Genomic DNA, 16,883 nt, shown 5'->3' with positions numbered 1-16,883 from the left:
GTGGCCACTCGCCCCGCGCCGTGGACGGACCATGACGACTGTTCACGGTGCATCCGGGTGATCCCCGTGCGATGCGCCGGAGATTCTTCGGACTCCTCTGGATGACACTTCTGGATAAGGTGCAGATATGAAGCTCGAACTTCGCGGTATCACCAAGCGGTTCGGAACCCTGGTGGCCAACGACCACATCGACCTGGTGGTCGAACCGGGTCAGATCCATGCGCTGCTCGGTGAGAACGGCGCAGGCAAGTCCACGCTGATGAACGTGCTCTACGGCCTCTATCAGGCCGACGAGGGCGAGATCCTCCTGGACGACGTCGTCCAGCGGTTCCGAGGCCCCGGCGACGCCATGAACGCCGGCATCGGAATGGTGCACCAGCACTTCATGCTCGTCCCCGTCTTCACGGTCGCCGAGAACGTGATGCTCGGCCACGAGCAGACCAAGGGACTCGGCACCCTCGACATCACGAAGGCGCGTGAGCACGTCCGCGCCGTCGCCGCCCGCTTCGGCTTCGACATCGACCCCGACGCGATCGTGGGCGATCTGCCCGTCGGCGTGCAGCAGCGGGTCGAGATCATCAAGGCGCTCTCGCGCGACGCGAAGGTCCTGGTCTTCGACGAGCCCACCGCCGTGCTCACGCCGCAGGAGACCGACGAGTTGATGGGCATCATGCGTCAGCTCCGCGACGAGGGCACGGCCATCGTCTTCATCACCCACAAGCTCCGCGAGGTGCGCGAGGTCGCCGACACCATCACGATCGTCCGCCTGGGCAAGATCGTCGGCGAGGCGTCGCCGTCCGCGACCAACGCGGAGCTCGCCTCCCTCATGGTCGGACGCGCCGTCGAGCTGACGGTGCACAAGGATCCGCCGCGGCTCGGCGAAGGCGGCCTCGAGGTCTCGGGGCTCCGGGTGCTCACCGCCGCGGGAGCGATCGTCGTCGACGGCGTCGACTTCTCCGTGCGACCCGGCGAGGTGCTCGCCGTCGCCGGCGTGCAGGGCAACGGTCAGACCGAGCTGGTCGAGGCCATCGTCGGCCTCGCGGCGAGGGTCGAGGGATCGATCACCCTCGGCGGCGCGGAACTGGTCGGCAAGAGCGTGCGGGGCATCCTCGACGCCGGTGTCGGCTTCGTTCCGGAGGACCGCACGGAGGACGGGCTCGTGGCCGGGTTCTCGGTGGCGGAGAACCTGATCCTCGACCGCACGGGCGACGCCGACTTCAGCCGTGGTGGAACCATCCGCCGTGCCGCGCTCGACGACTTCGCCCGCGCGCGGATCAGCGAGTACGACATCCGGACCCAGGGACCGCACACGCCGGCCGGCACGCTCTCGGGCGGAAACCAGCAGAAGGTCGTGATCGCCCGCGAGATGAGTCGCGAGCTGAAGCTGCTCGTGGCTGCGCAGCCGACCCGCGGAGTCGATGTCGGCTCCATCGAGTTCATCCACAAGCGGATCATCGAGACCAGGGATGCGGGAATCCCCGTGGTCGTCGTCTCGACCGAGCTCGATGAGGTCGCGGCTCTCGCCGACCGCATCGCGGTCATGTACAGAGGCACCATCGTCGGGATCGTTCCCGGCGACACCCCGCGCGAGACGCTGGGACTGATGATGGCGGGCGCCGCCGAGGGAGAGGTGGCCGCATGAGCGGTATCACGCCACAGGGGAGTGGACCGGCGGGCGACGTGTCCGGCGACCAGCTCTCGCTGAACACGACCACGACGCAGCGCGACACGGGTGACGTCCCGCCGCCGCCGCGCGGCAACGTGATCCTCAAGGAGATGCTCCGCGGCAGCGCCGTCACGACGATCCTCGCGATCTTCCTCGCGCTGGTGGTCGGCGGCATCCTCATCGCCTTCACCAACGAAGACGTGATCGAGGCCTCCGGGTACTTCTTCTCGCGTCCGACCGACACGATCGCCGCCGCATGGAACGCCGTCTACAACGGCTATGAGGCGCTGTTCCGCGGAGCGATCTTCAACGCACGAGGTGCGGACTTCGCCGCTCAGATCCGTCCGCTGACCAACACTCTCGGATTCGCCGCGCCGCTGATCGCCGCCGGTCTCGGTGTCGCCCTCGCGTTCCGCGTCGGTCTGTTCAATATCGGTGCCCGCGGCCAGATGCTGATCGGCGTCGCCGCGGCAGGACTCCTCACGTTCCAGCTCGACCTGCCGTTCTGGCTGCACATCCCCGTGACGCTGATCGCCGGCATCGCCGGTGGTGCGCTGTGGGGGGCGATCGCCGGTCTGCTGAAGGCACGCACGGGCGCCCACGAGGTCATCCTCACGATCATGCTCAACTATGTGGCGTACTACCTGCTGCTGTGGATGATCCGCACCCCCGGACTGCTCCAGAAGCCCGGAACGAACCAGGCGCTCGGCTATGCCACTCCTGAGAGCGCGCAGTTCCCCTCGCTCCTCGGCCCGCAGTTCCCTCTGCTCGACCTCGGATTCGTGATCGTCATCATCGCGACCCTGTTCGTCTGGTGGCTGATCGAGCGCTCCTCCCTCGGCATGCGGATGCGCGCCGTGGGCGAGAACCCGCACGCCGCGCGTGCGGCAGGCATCAGCGTCCAGCGCGTCTACGTCTACGCCATGCTCCTCGCCGGTGGTCTCGCCGGTCTCGCGGGCATGAACCAGGTGCAGGGCGCCGTCACGACCGGCATCACCGAGACGATCGACGCCGGCATCGGCTTCGACGCCATCACGGTCGCACTGCTCGGCCGCAGTCGCGCCTGGGGCACGTTCGCGGCCGGCATCCTGTTCGGCGCACTGAAGGCAGGCTCGTTCTCGATGCAGGCTCAGGACATCCCGGTCGACATCGTGCTCGTCGTGCAGTCGCTCGTCGTGCTGTTCATCGCCGCGCCCCCGCTGCTGCGCACGGTGTTCTTCCTTCCCAAGACCGACGCGGAGAAGGCGGCCAAGGCGAGAGCCAAAGCCGCGAAGAAGGCGGTGACCGCATGACCTCCCTCGTCCAGAGCGAAGCCGCCGACGGAACCGTGCAGCTCGCCACCGTGCGCGAGCGGCACCTGAAGGCGCCGATCGTCCTCGCCGCAGCCACGGTGCTGCTGGCGCTCCTCTTCCTGCTCGTGCCTCGCAGCGGCACCAGCAGCTTCCGGCTGAACGACCCGTCGTCGCCGTTCGCACTGCCCGATATCGCTCTGCCGACCGGGCCGACCAGCTGGGTCGTGATCGTGATCCTCGCGCTGCTGTCGGTGCTCGCGTTCCTTCGGGCGTGGTCGTATCGCAAGCCGTCGATCTGGCTGGTGATCGCGTTCAGCGTGCTCGCCGTCTTCGGGTTCCTCGTCTGGGCGGGCGCGGGTGGACTCGTGCCCGTCAGCAGCCTGCTCTTCGGAGCCGTCTCGCTCTCCGTCCCGCTCGTGTTCGGCGCGCTCGGCGGCGTCATCGGCGAGCGCGCGGGCGTGGTCAACGTCGCGATCGAGGGTCAGCTCCTGCTCGGAGCGTTCGCGGCTGCTCTGCTCTCGAGCGTCACGGGCAGCCCGTTCATCGGACTCCTCGGAGCGATGCTGGGCGGCGTGCTCGTCGCCGCGGTGTTGGCCGCATTCGCGATCAAGTACCTCGTCGAGCAGGTCATCGTCGGAGTCGTGCTCAACGTGCTCGTCAGCGGCCTCACCGGATTCCTCTACGGCGCACTGCTCGCGCCGAACGAGGCCGCCCTCAACACGCCGGTGCGCTTCAGCCGCATCGAGATCCCGCTGCTGAGCGACATCCCGATCATCGGCCCGGTGCTCTTCAACCAGACCTTCATCGTGTACCTGATGTTCATCACCGTCGCGATCGTCGCCTGGGGGCTCTACCGCACCAAGTGGGGACTCCGCGTCCGTGCGGTCGGCGAGCACCCGCAGGCCGCGGACACGGTCGGCATCAAGGTCAATGCGACCCGGTTCTGGAATGTGCTGCTCGCGGGCGCGATCGCCGGAATCGGTGGAGCGTACTTCACGCTGGTCTCGGTGCCGCAGTTCGGCAAGGACATGACCGCCGGCCTCGGCTTCATCGCCCTCGCCGCGGTGATCTTCGGCCGGTGGGATCCGATCCGCGCGACGCTCGCGGCGCTGCTGTTCGGCTTCGCCACGAACCTGCAGAACCTGCTGTCGATCCTCAAGACCCCCATCCCCGGCGAGTTCATGCTGATGCTCCCGTATGTCGTGACGCTGCTCGCGGTCGCCGGCTTCGCCGGTCAGATCCGCGGTCCGGCAGCCAGCGGCAAGCCGTACATCAAGTCCTAGGAGAGACATGACAGACATCGACTGGGACGAGCTCCGTCAGGTCGCGACCGACGCCATGACCAAGGCCTATGCGCCGTACTCCCGCTACCGGGTCGGAGCCGCCGCGCTCGTCGGAGACGGCCGCATCGTGGCCGGCTGCAACGTCGAGAACGCCTCGTACGGGGTGACGCTGTGCGCCGAGTGCGCGCTGGTGGGCGACCTGCACATGTCGGGCGGCGGCCAGCTCGTCGCCTTCGTGTGCGTCAACAACGACGGGCAGACCATCATGCCGTGCGGCCGTTGCCGTCAGCTGCTCTACGAACACGCGATGCCCGGAATGCTGCTGGAGACCGTCTCCGGCATCCGGACCATCGACGAAGTACTGCCGGACGCCTTCGGCCCCCGAGACCTGGAGGACGCCCGATGAGCGTTGAGCCCTTCGACGCCGTCGATGTGATCCGTGCCAAGCGCGACGGCGGTGCGGTGCCCGAAAAGGCGCTGCGCTGGATGGTCGACGCCTACACCCGCGGCTACGTCTCGGACGCGCAGATGGCGTCGTTCGCGATGGCGATCTTCCAACGCGGCATGGAGCGCGACGAGATCCGCGTGCTGACCGACGCGATGATCGCGTCGGGGGAGCGGATGAGCTTCGCGACCCTCGGCAAGAAGACGGTCGACAAGCACTCCACGGGCGGCGTCGGCGACAAGATCACTCTTCCGCTCGCTCCGCTCGTCGCGGTCTTCGGGGTGGCGGTCCCGCAGCTCTCCGGTCGCGGTCTCGGCCACACCGGCGGAACGCTCGACAAGCTCGAGTCGATCCCCGGCTGGCGCGCCGCGCTCAGCAACGAGGAGATGTTCGCCCAGATGCAGGGCGATGTGGGCGCCGTGATCTGCGCGGCAGGCTCAGGCCTGGCGCCCGCCGACAAGAAGCTCTACGCGCTGCGCGACGTCACCGGCACCGTCGAGGCGATCCCGCTGATCGCCTCGAGCATCATGTCGAAGAAGATCGCCGAGGGCACCGACGCTCTCGTGCTCGACGTGAAGTTCGGCTCCGGTGCGTTCATGCAGGACATCGACCGGGCACGCGAGCTCGCGCGCACCATGGTCGCACTCGGCACCGATTCCGGCGTCGCCACCACCGCCCTCCTCACGGACATGAACGTGCCGCTCGGTCGCGCGATCGGCAACGCGAACGAGGTTCGCGAGTCCGTCGAGGTGCTCGCCGGAGGAGGACCCGCCGACGTCCGCGAACTGACGATCGCCCTGGCGCGCGAGATGCTCTCGCTCGCAGGACAGCCGGATGCCGACGTGGAGGCCGCTCTCGACGACGGACGCGCGATGGACGGGTGGAAGGCCATGATCCGCGCTCAGGACGGCGACCCCGACGCACCGCTGCCCACGGCCCGCGAGACCCATGTGGTCACGGCTCCCCGCGACGGCGTGGTGTCGCAGATGGACGCGCTGCCGTTCGGCATCGCGGCGTGGCGTCTCGGTGCGGGGCGCGCGCGGGCTGAGGACCCGGTGATCTTCGAGGCCGGGATCGACCTGCACGCCAAGCCCGGTGATCGAGTAGCGGCCGGACAGCCCTTGTTCACGCTCTCGGCAGCCGACGAGGCTCGGTTCCCCCGCGCTCTCGAGGCGCTCGAGGGGTCCTGGGCGATCGGCGACGAGGCTCCGGCCGCAGGGCCGATCGTGCGGGAGCGCATCACGGCCTGATCCGCCGACCGCTAGCCTGAACAGAGCGAATCCGCGACCGAGAGGAATCCCCATGTCGATCGACGCGAACGGCGATGTCACCATCCAGGGGGCATCCCTGCGCAGCCTTCCCAAGGTGTCGCTGCACGACCATCTCGACGGCGCGGTGCGACCCTCGACGATCATCGAGCTGGCGGATGCTATCGGGCTCGAGGTTCCCGAATCGAAGCCGGCCGCTCTCGGCAGGTGGATCGCGAAGCAGGGCGACTCGGGGTCGCTGGTGGAGTACCTCAAGACCTTCGATCTGACCACGGCTGTGATGCAGACGCAGGAGGGCCTGACCCGTGTCGCTCGCGAGTTCGTGCAGGATCTCGCGCACGACGGCGTGATCTACGGCGAGGTGCGCTGGGCGCCCGAGCAGCATCTCACGCGTGGGCTCACCCTCGAGCAGACCGTCGAGGCTGTGCAGCAGGGGATCGAGGAGGGTGAGGACGCCGCGGATCGCGAGGGCCACAGCATCCGCGTCGGTCAGCTGATCACCGCCATGCGCCACACAGACCGCTCGCGCGAGATCGCCGAGCTCGCCGTCGGCTTCCGCGGACGAGGGGTCGTCGGCTTCGACATCGCCGGTCCCGAGGACGGATTCCCGGCGTCGAACCATCGCGCCGCCTTCGACTACCTCGCGGAGAACTTCTTCCCCGTGACCGTCCACGCGGGGGAGGCTGCCGGGCCGGACTCGATCCGCTCGGCGCTCATCGACGGGCGAGCGCTGCGACTCGGCCACGGCGTGCGCATCGCCGAGGACCTGCAGGTCATCACGCAGGAGGGCGACGAGGTGCAGGTCCAGTTCGGCGACCTCGCCCGCTGGGTGCGAGACCGAGAGATCCCGCTCGAGCTGTCCCCGTCCTCGAACCTGCAGACCGGCGCGATCGCGTCGTGGGGCAACACGCTCGCCGACCATCCCTTCGACCTGCTCTACCAGCTCGGCTTCGCCGTGACGGTCAACGTCGACAACCGCACCATGAGCGCGACCTCGCTCACCCGGGAGCTGTCGCTCCTGGTCGAGGCGTTCGAGTACGATCTCGACGATCTCGAGACCTTCCAGTTCAACGCGGCGGCCGGAGCCTTTCTGCCCGTCGAGGAGCGCGAGGAGCTTGTCGAGATGATCGCCGACGGATTCGACATCTAGATCATGGCTTCCGGGGGGAAGCGACGCCGTATCGGCGTCGCAGTGATCGTCAGCGCCGTCGTCATCGTCGTCGGCGGTGCAATCGCGGCCTTCTCATGGTCGACCCGAGTGCCCGAGGTGCTCGTGCCGCGAGCGGGCGGCGACGCCATCGAGCGTCCGCTGACACCCGCGCAGCAGCTCGTCGCGGATGCCGGCGACCCGCTCGCGTGCGCGGTGAGCTTCATCGGCGACGGTGCGCCGCAGGAACCGATGCTGCAGCGGCAGGATGCACTGTACGTGGCGCTTCCGATACCGGCGCAGGACGGTCGGGTGTTCGCCGGCTGGTACTCGACCGCAGCGGATGCCGCCGGGGGCACGGTCGCCGCGCGGATCAACGGAGCCGACCCCGTCGTGTGCGTCGATCAGCAGATCGAGCTCTTCGCGGCGTGGACGACGCCCGAGGCGAATGCCGCGGCGGACGTGCAGGTCCCGATCCTGATGTACCACCAGTTCACCTCGAACCCCGAGGGCGAGACCGGCTGGCTCCGCGGCAACTACGCGTACATCGGGGACTTCGAGGCGCAGATGAACCACATCGCGACGACGGGCTTCTACCTGCCGACCTGGGATGAGCTCAGCGCGTTCATCGACGGTCGACTGTCGCTGCCTGCTCGTTCGGTGATCATCACCGACGACGACGCCGACCAGAGTTGGTTCGACCTCGCGGTTCCGGTGATCGATGCGCACAGGCTGCTGTCGACCTCGTTCATGATCACCGCCGACCGCCAGGACCCCGCGCCGTCGATGTACGTCCTTCGCAGATCTCACACGCACGACATGCATCAGGCCGGCGACAACGGCAAGGGCCGGATGGTGAACTGGACGGCGGACGAGATCGCCGCCGATCTGAACGCATCCGCCGACGTGCTCGGGGTGCGCGAGGTGATCGCGTATCCGTTCGGTCACTTCGACGACACGTCGAAGCAGGGCGTCGCTCAGGCCGGGTTCGAGATGGCGCGGACCATCGAGCCCGGGTATGTCGAGATCGGCACGGACAAGCTCGCCCTGCCCGTCGTGCGGATCGACTACGGCATGGGGTTGGACTCGCTCATCCAGCGGATCGGCTGAACCGGGGTCTCGGACGGCAGGATGTACTCATGACCGCCACCGTCTTCATAGCCGGACCGGCATCGTGGAACTCGATCGTCGTGCTCGATCGATTGCCTGAGCCGGTGCCGCACATGCAGTTCGCCGAGGAGACCTGGGAGACCGTCGGCGGCACGAGCGCGGGGAAGGCCCTCACGCTCGCCTCGCTCGGGCGCTCCGCTCTGCTGTACGCCCTCACCGCGGCGGATGAACCGGGACACCGCGTGCGCGACGCGCTCGCACATGCCGGTGTGCGTGCGCGGTGGGGAACGGGCGACGCCACCGAGCGCCATCTGAACCTCATGACCCGCGAGGGCAAGCGAGTCTCGCTGTATCTCGCGTCCCCCTCGGCGACGGACGGGAGAGATGACTCAGCTCTGCACACCGCGATGAGCGGCGCTGAGGTGATCGTGCTCGACCTCGCGGCCGAGCCGCTGCGACTCCTCCCCGCGGCCGTCGCGACCGGGCGCCCGATCTGGGTCGACGTGCACGACTACGACGGCGAATCCGAGTTCCACCGGCCCTTCCTCGCTGCAGCGCAGGCCGTGTTCTGCAACGCCGACCGTCTGGCCGATCCGGTGCGCTTCCTCCGGTCATGCGTCGCTGGCGGCGCCTCGCTCGCCGTGTGCACCCTGGGCGCCGACGGGGCAGTCGCGATCGACGCAGACGGCACCGAACACCGTGTCGCAGCCGTGCCGGTCGATGTCGTCGACACCAATGGCGCGGGCGACGCGTTCCTGGCCGGCGTCCTCGATGCCCGGCTCTCGGGGGCCTGCGTTCCGGACGCCCTCGCTGCGGGCTCACGCGCGGCGGCATCCGTGCTGGGCACACGGCACCTGCATCCGCTGCTCGACCCCGTCATCGGCTGAGCGGAGCAGTCGACGCTGCTCAGCGCGCGGCGACGTCCGCCATGAAGGCATCGAGGATCTCAGAGACCTGTGCGTGCATCTCGTCGCTCGAGATCGTCGGCTCGCCGTCACCGGCCTGGGGCCCGTAGTCGCCGAACGACGCGTGCGACGCTCCCTCGATCTCGACCATCTCGGCGTCGGCCGGCAGGAGGTCACGAGCATCGGCGATCTTCTCGGGCGTCGACAGTCCGTCCTCGCTGCCCGAGATGCTGAGAACGGCGAGATCGGTGTCCGACACGTCCGTCGCACAGTAGGAGCCGAACAGCACGAGTGCCTCGGCATCCGCGGCGAGCTGGCACGCGCGCACGCCGCCCAGCGAGTGTCCGCCGACCGCCCAGTCATCGATGTCGGGGGCCGCAGAGGTGAAGGAGTCGAGACCGCGCAGATCGAAGAACGCGAGGTTCAGCCACGGGCGGGTGATCACCACCGTGACGCCCTCTTCGGCGAGGCTCTGCAGGATCGGTGCGTACGCCCACGGATCGACCTTCGCACCGGGCACGAACACCAGGCCGAGGTCTGATTCGCCGTCGGCCGGGGTGAGCACGATCCCCTGCTCTGTATCCTCGACATGGATGGCGGAGTTGTCCTCGACGCTGGCGAGCGGGTCCTTCTCGGCCGACATGACGCCGATCTGGCTCCAGGCGAGTATTCCGACGATGCCGATCACGAGGACGCCGACGACTCCCCAGAGGATCACTTTCAGGACACGACGACCACGCTTCTTCTGCACTCGCCCCACGTTACGGGGTGCGGATGTGAGCGAGCTCGGGGTGCGGCCGCTCGAGCGCCGACCGCTCGCGTCGCACCGCACCCCGATATGCGTCCTTGTTCACGTAGTAGGCCATGCGGTCGAGGCGCAGGTATCGGTAGCCGCCGGTCAGATCGGGCCACGGCTCGGAGGTCACCCGATCGCGGAATCGCACCGCCCGAGGCGGATCGTTCTCCGCCGCGTCCAGGTATGCGGCCAGCAGCTCCGCCTGCTCGTACCGCCCCTGCCAGCCGATGCCGGACGCCTCGATCATGCCCATCACGAAGAGACCGTTGAACGATGCGGGGAAGACGTGGAGGAACAGCCGTGGTGCCGCGCCGCTCCAATGCAGGTGCTGTGGGTCGACGAACGGGTAGTCGAGCCGGTATCCGGTCGCGAGCAGGAGCAGATCGTAGTCGTCGGACGTCCCGTCCCGGAAGCGCACGGTCGTGCCGTCGAGGCGCTCCACATCGGGGCGGATACGCAGGTCCCCCTGCCCGAGGTGATTGAGGATCATCGTGTTGACGATCGGATGAGCCTCGTAGATGCGGTAGTCGGGCTTCGGGAAACCGAAGCGCGCAGGGTCGCCGGTGAACGCCCGGAGCACCCGGCTGTCGACCGCCTGCTTGACGCGCGCGGGCAGGGGACGGCGCTGATTCAGGGTGTCGCTCGGCCTGCCGAACAGATAGCGCGGGACGAAGTAATAGCCGCGGCGGACGCTCATGTCGACCGAGGAGGCGTGGTGCACGGCATCCACCGCGATGTCGCACCCCGAGTTCCCCGCCCCGATCAGCAACACACGCCGGCCGGTGAGCTGTGCGGCCGACCTGTACTCGCTCGTGTGCATGATCTCGCCGCTGAATTCTCCGGCGAAGGTCGGCACGTTCGGTTCGGCGAGCGTGCCGTTCGCGAGCACGACGCCGGCGTACCACCGGGTCTCTTCGCCGTCGGGCCCCGAGCTCGTGAGATCCCAGCCGTCGTCCCGCGGCTCGAGCCGCGTGACGGTCGTCTCGAACCGGAAGAGCCCGGTGAGACCGAAGTGCTCGGCATAGTCCTCGAAGTACTGTCGCAGCGTCCGATGGCCGGGGTAGTCGACGGTCGAACGCATGGGGTACTCGGCGAACTCGGTCGTCGTGCGCGACGAGATCAGATGCGCGGACTCGTACATCGTGCTGCGGGGGTTGTCGATGTCCCACAGGCCGCCCACGCCGGTCGAGGCCTCGTATCCGTCGATCCCGACACCGCGCTTCGTCAGCGCCCGAGCAGCGGCGAGGCCCGACGGACCTGCACCGATGACGGCGTATCTGTTCATGCTGCTCCCGCACCTCGCTGTGCTCGCCACTGCGCCCTCCGCCGATCGTATCGGCAGAGGGCGCAGAACACGGCGTGCGACGTCGTCAGGAGGCGTTCAGTGCTGTCTGACGGGAGACGACTGCGTCGCGGACCGCCGGGAACAGCGGATGCTCGGGGTCGAGCCCCGTTGCGGACGAGGTGAACGCCAGCGCATCCTCCGTGTGCAGGAGCTGCTGCAGCTCGACCGCCTGCTCGTCATCGGGATCCTCGAACTCGAGGGCTGCGGTGACCGCGCCGACCAGCGCGATCGTGGAGAGCCCTCTCTCGGCAGCCATCGCCGCCGGTCCGATGAAGCGCTCGTGTCGGGAGATCTTGCGCAACGGCTGACGGCCGACCCGCTGCACGGTGTCGACGAGCGCCGGATTGCGGAACCGCTCGAGGATCGTCGCTCGGTACGCGGCCAGTTCGGCCGGGTCGAGCCCGTGTTCGGCGACCAGCACCGCGGAGGTCTCCTCGAGAGCGGCCGAGACGCGTGCGGCGATGTCGGGGTCGGCCAGGGCGTCGGAGATGCGCTCGATGCCGGCCCGTGCGCCGAAGTACGCCGTGGCGGCGTGGCCGGTGTTCACCGTGAAGAGCTTGCGCTCGATGTACGGGGCGAGATCGTCGACGAAATGAGCGCCGGGAATGTTCGGCAGCGCGCCGCCGAAGGCCTGGGATTCGATCGCCCACTCGAAGTACGGCTCGACCGTGACGTCGACGCCGCCGTCTGCGGGCTGACCGGGGACGATGCGGTCGACGGCGGTGTTCGCGAACACCGCACGCGACAGCAGCTCCTCGGCGTCCGCGCCCGCCGCCTTCTCGATCTCCGCCCGGAGGGTGTCCGTCGCCCCGATCGCGTTCTCGCAGGCCATGACCTGCAGGGGAGCGGCTCCGGCAGGGCGCAGGGCGAGGCCCGCGACGATCGTGGGGGCGACGAAGCGCAGCACGGTCGGTCCGACCGCCGTCGTGACCACATCGGCGGTCGCGACCTCGTCGGCCACGGCATCCGGATCGGTCCTGCTGTTGACCGCCCGGAAGCCGGTCACCACGTGGTCGGTGCCGCCGGGTCCGGCCTCGCGCACCGTGTACGAATCGACGGCGTTGATGGCGTCGACGAGAGCGTCGGCGACATCGGAGAACACGACCTCGTATCCGCCCTCGTGCAGGAGCAGCCCCACGAATCCGCGGCCGATGTTGCCCGCGCCGAAGTGCACGGCCTTCATCAGTCGTTCACCGCCGAGAGCAGGGCGTACAGCTCGTCGGGCGTCTGCGCCGCGTTGAGCTTCGCGACGTCGTCCTCATCGGAGAACAGGATCGCGATCTGCGAGAGGATCTCGAGGTGCTCGTCGCCACGGCCGGCGATGCCGACGACGAACGTCGCGGCCTCCCCGTCCCAGTCGACTCCGCCGTCGTAGCGGACGACAGACAGCGCGGATCCGAGGATCGCATCCTTGGCGTCGTTCGTGCCGTGCGGAATCGCCAGACCGTTGCCCATGTAGGTCGAGACCGTCTGCTCGCGCTGACGCATCGCGTCGACATAGGCGGGGGTGACGGCGCCTGCCGCGACGAGGATGTCGGTCGCCTCCTGGAGGGCTTTCTCCTGCGTGCTGCTTCCGGAGTGGATGCGGACCTGATCGAGGGTGAGAACGCTCATGGTGATTCCTTCTTTCTGAGTATGTGGAGGCGGGGCGGATGCCGCAGCACCCGCCCCGCCTGGTCTGTCACGCGTCGGTGTCGCGCTGTTCGCGCACCATCTCGACGACCTCTTCGTACTTCGGAGAGTTCATGAAGTTGTCGACGGACACGTGCACCGAGTTCGGCGACTGCGCCTTCGCCCGGTCGGTCAGCTGCTGCTGGGTGATGACCAGGTCGGCGCTGCCGTCGAGGTTCGCGATGGCCTGGTTCGTGACGGTGACGCCCTCGACCCCTGCCTTCTTGAACTTGTTGCGCAGCACGCTCGCGCCCATGGCCGATGAGCCCATTCCGGCGTCGCAGGCGAACACGATGTTCTCGATGCGACGATCCGTGGCGACGCCCGTGCCAGCCGCAGCGGCTGCTCCCGCAGCTCCCGTACCCGACGAGGCGCGAAGGGCGTCCATCGCGGCGGAGGACTTGCCCTTGTTCGCCTCGGTCTGTGCGATCGCGTCGCCGAAGCTGTCGCCCTCGGCCTCGAGGTCGCGCTTGCGGGAGGCCCGCAGGATGACGCCGGTGATGAGGAACGTGACGACCGCGGCGATGATCACCGAGAGGTAGACCACGAGCAGGTTCGGGACGCCGGGGCCGACGGCGGCCGCGGTCACGGCGATGATGCTGCCGGGGGCTGCCGGGAACGCCAGGCCGCCTCCGAGCACCATGTTGGTCGTGACACCGGCCGCGCCACCCGCGATCAGGGCGAGGATGGTGGTCGGCTTGCTCAGCGCGTACGGGAAGTAGATCTCGTGGATGCCGCCGAAGAACTGGATGATCGCTGCTCCGGGCGCAGACGCCTTGGCCGCACCGACGCCGAAGAACGAGAACGCGAGCAGCAGACCGAGGCCCGGACCGGGGTTCGCCTCGATCAGGAAGAGGATCGACTTGCCGGTCTCGGCCGCCTGCTCGATGCCGAGCGGAGTGAACACGCCGTGGTTGATGGCGTTGTTCAGGAACAGCACCTTCGCGGGCTCCACGATGATCGACACGAGGGGCAGCAGGTTCAGCGCGACCAGCCAGTCGACGGCACCGCCGAGAACCGCGCTGATGCCGAGCATCACGGGACCGAAGGCGAAGAATCCCACGATCGCGAGGATCATGCCCAGGATGCCGGCCGAGAAGTTGTTCACCAGCATCTCGAAGCCGGGGCGGATCTTGCCGTCCCACATCCGGTCCATCTGCTTGGTGATCCAGGCCGCGAGCGGCCCCATGATCATCGCGCCGAGGAACATCGGGATGTTGGTGCCGACGATGACACCCATCGTCGCGATCGTCGCGACGACTCCACCGCGCTCGCCGTAGACCATGCGGCCCGCGGTGTTGGCGATGAGGAGCGGCAGCAGGTACGTGACCATCGGTCCGACGAGGCCCACGTACGCGAAGATGTTGCCGTCGGCGCCTTCGGCCACCGCGGTCATGGCGCCCTGCCAGCCGACCACTGCGGAATCGCCGCCGCCGCCGATGGTCTCGGCGACACCGGCCCAGTGCCAGCCGAACGGGCTCTCGGACCCGAAGAATCCGGCCGGGATGAAGAGCATCGTGATGAATCCCCACGCGATGAACGCGGCGATGTTGGGCATGATCATGCCCGAGAGGAACGTGCCGAAGCGCTGCACGCCCGTTCGGAGGCCGCCTGCCTTCGTGGCGGCGGGTGACGTCGTCGTCATGATGTCGTCTCTTTCTGGTGAGGGGGGAGGGGTGCCGCGGCGTCAGCCACGGCGAGGCGAGCACCGGCGGCGTCGTCCGCCGCCAGTGCGAGTTCGGCGAAGTTGCGGGCTTCGTCGAGAGTGTGCTGCGACAGGGTGTGACGCACGTCCGCCAGGGCGGACGGCGCCATGGAGAGGCTCGTTGCGCCGAGCCCGACGAGCACGACGGCGAGCATCGGATCGGCGGCGGCCTCACCGCAGATCCCGACCGGCTTGCCGAGCCGGGCACCTGCCGTGCCGACCTCACGGATGAGACGGAGCACGGCGGGGTGCCACGGATCCTGGAACGCCGCGACGGAGCCGAGCAGACGGTCGGCGGCCATCGTGTACTGCGTGAGGTCGTTCGTGCCGATCGAGGCGAAGTCGGCGTGCGCGAGGATCCGGTCGGCGAGCAGCGCGCTGGACGGAATCTCGACCATGACACCGGCGGTCTTCAGGCCGTACTCCCGGGCGAGCGAGGTGAAGTACTGCGTCTCCTCGACGGTCGCCACCATCGGCGCCATGACCCAGAGGTCCGCCTCGGTCGCGGCATCCGCTTCGGCGAGGGCCGTCAGCTGCTCGCGCAGGATGTCCTCGCTCGCCCGCAGAGCACGCAGCCCCCGCAGGCCCAGGGCCGGGTTCTCCTCGTGCGCGTCGTTGAGGAACGCCAGCGGCTTGTCGGCGCCGGCATCCAGCATCCTCACGACGACCTTCTTGCCGGGGAAGGCCGCGAGCAGCTCCCGATAGGACTCTCGCTGCTGCTGCACCGTCGGCGCCTGCGCCGACGAGAGGAACAGGAACTCGGTGCGGAACAGCCCGACGCCCTCGGCCCCGCGTTCGACGGCATCGGATGCGTCTGCAGGCTTCCCCAGGTTCGCCAGCAGCGGGATCGGCGTGCCGTCGGCGAGGGCGCCGGGAGTGAGTGGTGCGGCATCCGCCGAGCGGCGGGCGGCGGCGCGCTGCTCGGCGCGCGCCTTCTCGTCGTCGGTCGGATCGACGGTGACGATTCCGGCTGCGGCGTCGACGATGACCGGGCTGCCGGTCGCGAGCTCCGAGGCTGATGCCGCTCCGACGATCGCGACGATGCCCTTCTCGCGGGCGAGGATCGCGGTGTGGGAGGTGGGTCCGCCGTCGAAGGTGACGAGGGCGAGCACCTGATCGAGGTTCAGCAGCGCGGTGTCGGCCGGGGCGAGGTCGCGAGCGACGAGGACGAACGGATGCCCGGGGTCGGGGACCCCTGGCGCATCCACGCCGCGAAGGCGGGCGAGCACCCGCTGCGCGATGTCGTCGAGATCGGCGGCGCGCTCGCCGAGGTAGCCCCCGACCGCCTCGAGCGTCGCCCGGAAACCGGCGAACGCGTCATGCACGGCCCATTCGGCCGTCGCGCCGTCGTCGATGCGTGCGTCGACCTCGTCCTGCAGCGTCGGGTCCTCGGCGATCATCGCCTGCGCCTCGAGCACCTCCTGGGCCGAGCCGCCGGCGGCCTCGCCGCGGGCCGTCAGCTCCTGTGCGACGGCCGTCACGGCCTCGCGGACACGTGTGCGCTCCGTGTCGGCTCCCTGACCGCTGGCGGTGTTCTCCGGGGCGGGCAGCGCCTCGGTCATCCGGACGACGACGCCCTGGGCGACTCCGAGACCGATGCCGACTCCACGCAGTTCGCTCATACTCCGGCGTCCTGATCATGGTCGGTCGTGAGCAGCTCGGTGAGCGTGTCGAGCACGCCTTCCGCGCTGTCGCCGTCGGCCGTCAGCGTGACGTAGTCGCCGTGCTCGATCGCCAGTGCGATCACGCCGAGGATGCTGGCCGCGTTGACCGCCTTCCCCGAGTCCTTCGCGATGGTCACGGGAATCCCCGAGTCCTTCGCCGCCTGTGCGAACAGCTTCGCCGGACGGGCGTGGAGTCCATGGGATGAGCCGATACGGACGGTGCGAGAGACGGTCATGATGTTCCTTTCGGGGTGTTCCTGGCGCTGGAGACGATCGACTGTGCGAGTGCCAGCGTGCGGGTGCCGTCCCGATCGGCGAAGACGTCGTCGGGGAGCACGGCCACCTGAGCGGGCGCCGCCTGGCGGATCGCCTCGAGGCGATCGGCGAGATGAGGGCCGATGAGGATGAGGTCGTGGTCGCTGCCGGCGACGGACTGCTCCATGCCGGCTGCGGCGTCCCAGTCGAGGCCGGCTTCGGAAGCCGCCCGGCGGAGTCGTTGCGCGACGAACGTGCTCGACGCGCCAGCGCCGCACACCACGAGGATCTTCATCGATGCTCACCTTTCCTGAGAACAGTCTGGGAACAA

The 16,883-nt window shown here is 68.7% G+C and carries 16 protein-coding genes; 8 read left to right on the top strand and 8 right to left on the bottom strand.

The window, feature by feature from the left end; all coding sequences use genetic code 11:
• The first annotated feature begins 127 nt into the window (after positions 1-127).
• From AKG07_RS06950 to AKG07_RS06915, 8 genes are read left to right on the top strand one after another with little or no spacing between them, the layout of a single operon-like run.
• Entirely contained in the window at positions 128-1,642 is a 1,515-nt protein-coding gene (locus tag AKG07_RS06950; RefSeq protein ID WP_053097019.1) for an ABC transporter ATP-binding protein, read from the top strand.
• Entirely contained in the window at positions 1,639-2,958 is a 1,320-nt protein-coding gene (locus AKG07_RS06945) for an ABC transporter permease (RefSeq protein WP_053097017.1), read from the top strand. The genes AKG07_RS06950 and AKG07_RS06945 overlap by 4 nt, the downstream gene beginning before the upstream one ends.
• Positions 2,955-4,241: an ABC transporter permease gene (locus AKG07_RS06940; protein WP_053097015.1), complete on the top strand. Its 1,287-nt coding sequence runs from the start codon at positions 2,955-2,957 to the stop codon at positions 4,239-4,241. Before AKG07_RS06945 ends, AKG07_RS06940 begins: the two co-directional genes overlap by 4 nt.
• 7 nt (positions 4,242-4,248) lie before the next feature.
• Positions 4,249-4,647 carry a cytidine deaminase gene (locus AKG07_RS06935; RefSeq protein ID WP_042536471.1) on the top strand — a complete coding sequence of 133 codons (399 nt, stop codon included), beginning with the start codon at positions 4,249-4,251 and terminating at the stop codon, positions 4,645-4,647.
• Positions 4,644-5,936, top strand: a complete 1,293-nt coding sequence (locus AKG07_RS06930) for a thymidine phosphorylase (RefSeq protein WP_053097013.1) — start codon at positions 4,644-4,646, stop codon at positions 5,934-5,936. The genes AKG07_RS06935 and AKG07_RS06930 overlap by 4 nt, the downstream gene beginning before the upstream one ends.
• Before the next feature lie 52 nt (positions 5,937-5,988).
• Positions 5,989-7,104: an adenosine deaminase gene (locus AKG07_RS06925; RefSeq protein WP_053097011.1), complete on the top strand. Its 1,116-nt coding sequence runs from the start codon at positions 5,989-5,991 to the stop codon at positions 7,102-7,104.
• 3 nt (positions 7,105-7,107) lie between these two features.
• The gene (locus tag AKG07_RS06920; RefSeq protein WP_053097009.1) at positions 7,108-8,211 is read left to right on the top strand and encodes a polysaccharide deacetylase family protein; all 1,104 of its coding nucleotides are present in this window, start codon (positions 7,108-7,110) and stop codon (positions 8,209-8,211) included.
• A 29-nt stretch (positions 8,212-8,240) separates the two neighbouring features.
• Positions 8,241-9,098, top strand: coding sequence for a carbohydrate kinase family protein (locus tag AKG07_RS06915; protein WP_053097007.1), 858 nt, complete (start codon positions 8,241-8,243; stop codon positions 9,096-9,098).
• 19 nt (positions 9,099-9,117) lie between these two features.
• On the opposite strand, the gene AKG07_RS06910 is transcribed toward AKG07_RS06915, so the two are convergent.
• The 8 genes from AKG07_RS06910 to AKG07_RS06875 form a co-directional block, all read right to left on the bottom strand.
• Complete coding sequence (locus tag AKG07_RS06910) at positions 9,118-9,867, bottom strand: alpha/beta hydrolase (RefSeq protein ID WP_082297854.1); 750 nt, start codon at positions 9,865-9,867, stop codon at positions 9,118-9,120.
• A gap of 10 nt (positions 9,868-9,877) precedes the next feature.
• Entirely contained in the window at positions 9,878-11,197 is a 1,320-nt protein-coding gene (locus AKG07_RS06905) for a flavin-containing monooxygenase (RefSeq protein WP_053097003.1), read from the bottom strand.
• An 85-nt stretch (positions 11,198-11,282) separates the two neighbouring features.
• Complete coding sequence (locus tag AKG07_RS06900) at positions 11,283-12,440, bottom strand: mannitol-1-phosphate 5-dehydrogenase (protein WP_053097001.1); 1,158 nt, start codon at positions 12,438-12,440, stop codon at positions 11,283-11,285.
• Positions 12,440-12,871, bottom strand: a complete 432-nt coding sequence (locus tag AKG07_RS06895; RefSeq protein WP_053096999.1) for a PTS sugar transporter subunit IIA — start codon at positions 12,869-12,871, stop codon at positions 12,440-12,442. The genes AKG07_RS06900 and AKG07_RS06895 overlap by 1 nt, the downstream gene beginning before the upstream one ends.
• A 67-nt stretch (positions 12,872-12,938) precedes the next feature.
• Entirely contained in the window at positions 12,939-14,573 is a 1,635-nt protein-coding gene (locus AKG07_RS06890; protein ID WP_053096997.1) for a PTS mannitol transporter subunit IICB, read from the bottom strand.
• Positions 14,570-16,255 (bottom strand): phosphoenolpyruvate--protein phosphotransferase, encoded by a 1,686-nt coding sequence (ptsP, locus tag AKG07_RS06885; RefSeq protein WP_082297853.1) that lies wholly within the window; start codon positions 16,253-16,255, stop codon positions 14,570-14,572. Before ptsP ends, AKG07_RS06890 begins: the two co-directional genes overlap by 4 nt.
• A complete protein-coding gene (locus tag AKG07_RS06880; protein WP_053096995.1) occupies positions 16,252-16,533 on the bottom strand; it encodes an HPr family phosphocarrier protein in 282 nt (93 codons plus the stop codon). The genes ptsP and AKG07_RS06880 overlap by 4 nt, the downstream gene beginning before the upstream one ends.
• The gene (locus AKG07_RS06875; RefSeq protein WP_053096993.1) at positions 16,530-16,847 is read right to left on the bottom strand and encodes a PTS sugar transporter subunit IIB; all 318 of its coding nucleotides are present in this window, start codon (positions 16,845-16,847) and stop codon (positions 16,530-16,532) included. The genes AKG07_RS06880 and AKG07_RS06875 overlap by 4 nt, the downstream gene beginning before the upstream one ends.
• Positions 16,848-16,883: the final 36 nt, after the last annotated feature.

It is taken from the genome of Microbacterium sp. CGR1 (assembly GCF_001266755.1).
In the GTDB taxonomy this organism is placed as follows: Bacteria; Actinomycetota; Actinomycetes; order Actinomycetales; family Microbacteriaceae; genus Microbacterium.
The sequence above is the reverse complement of the archived record's forward strand: the minus strand, read 5'-3'. Positions and strand labels throughout refer to the sequence as shown.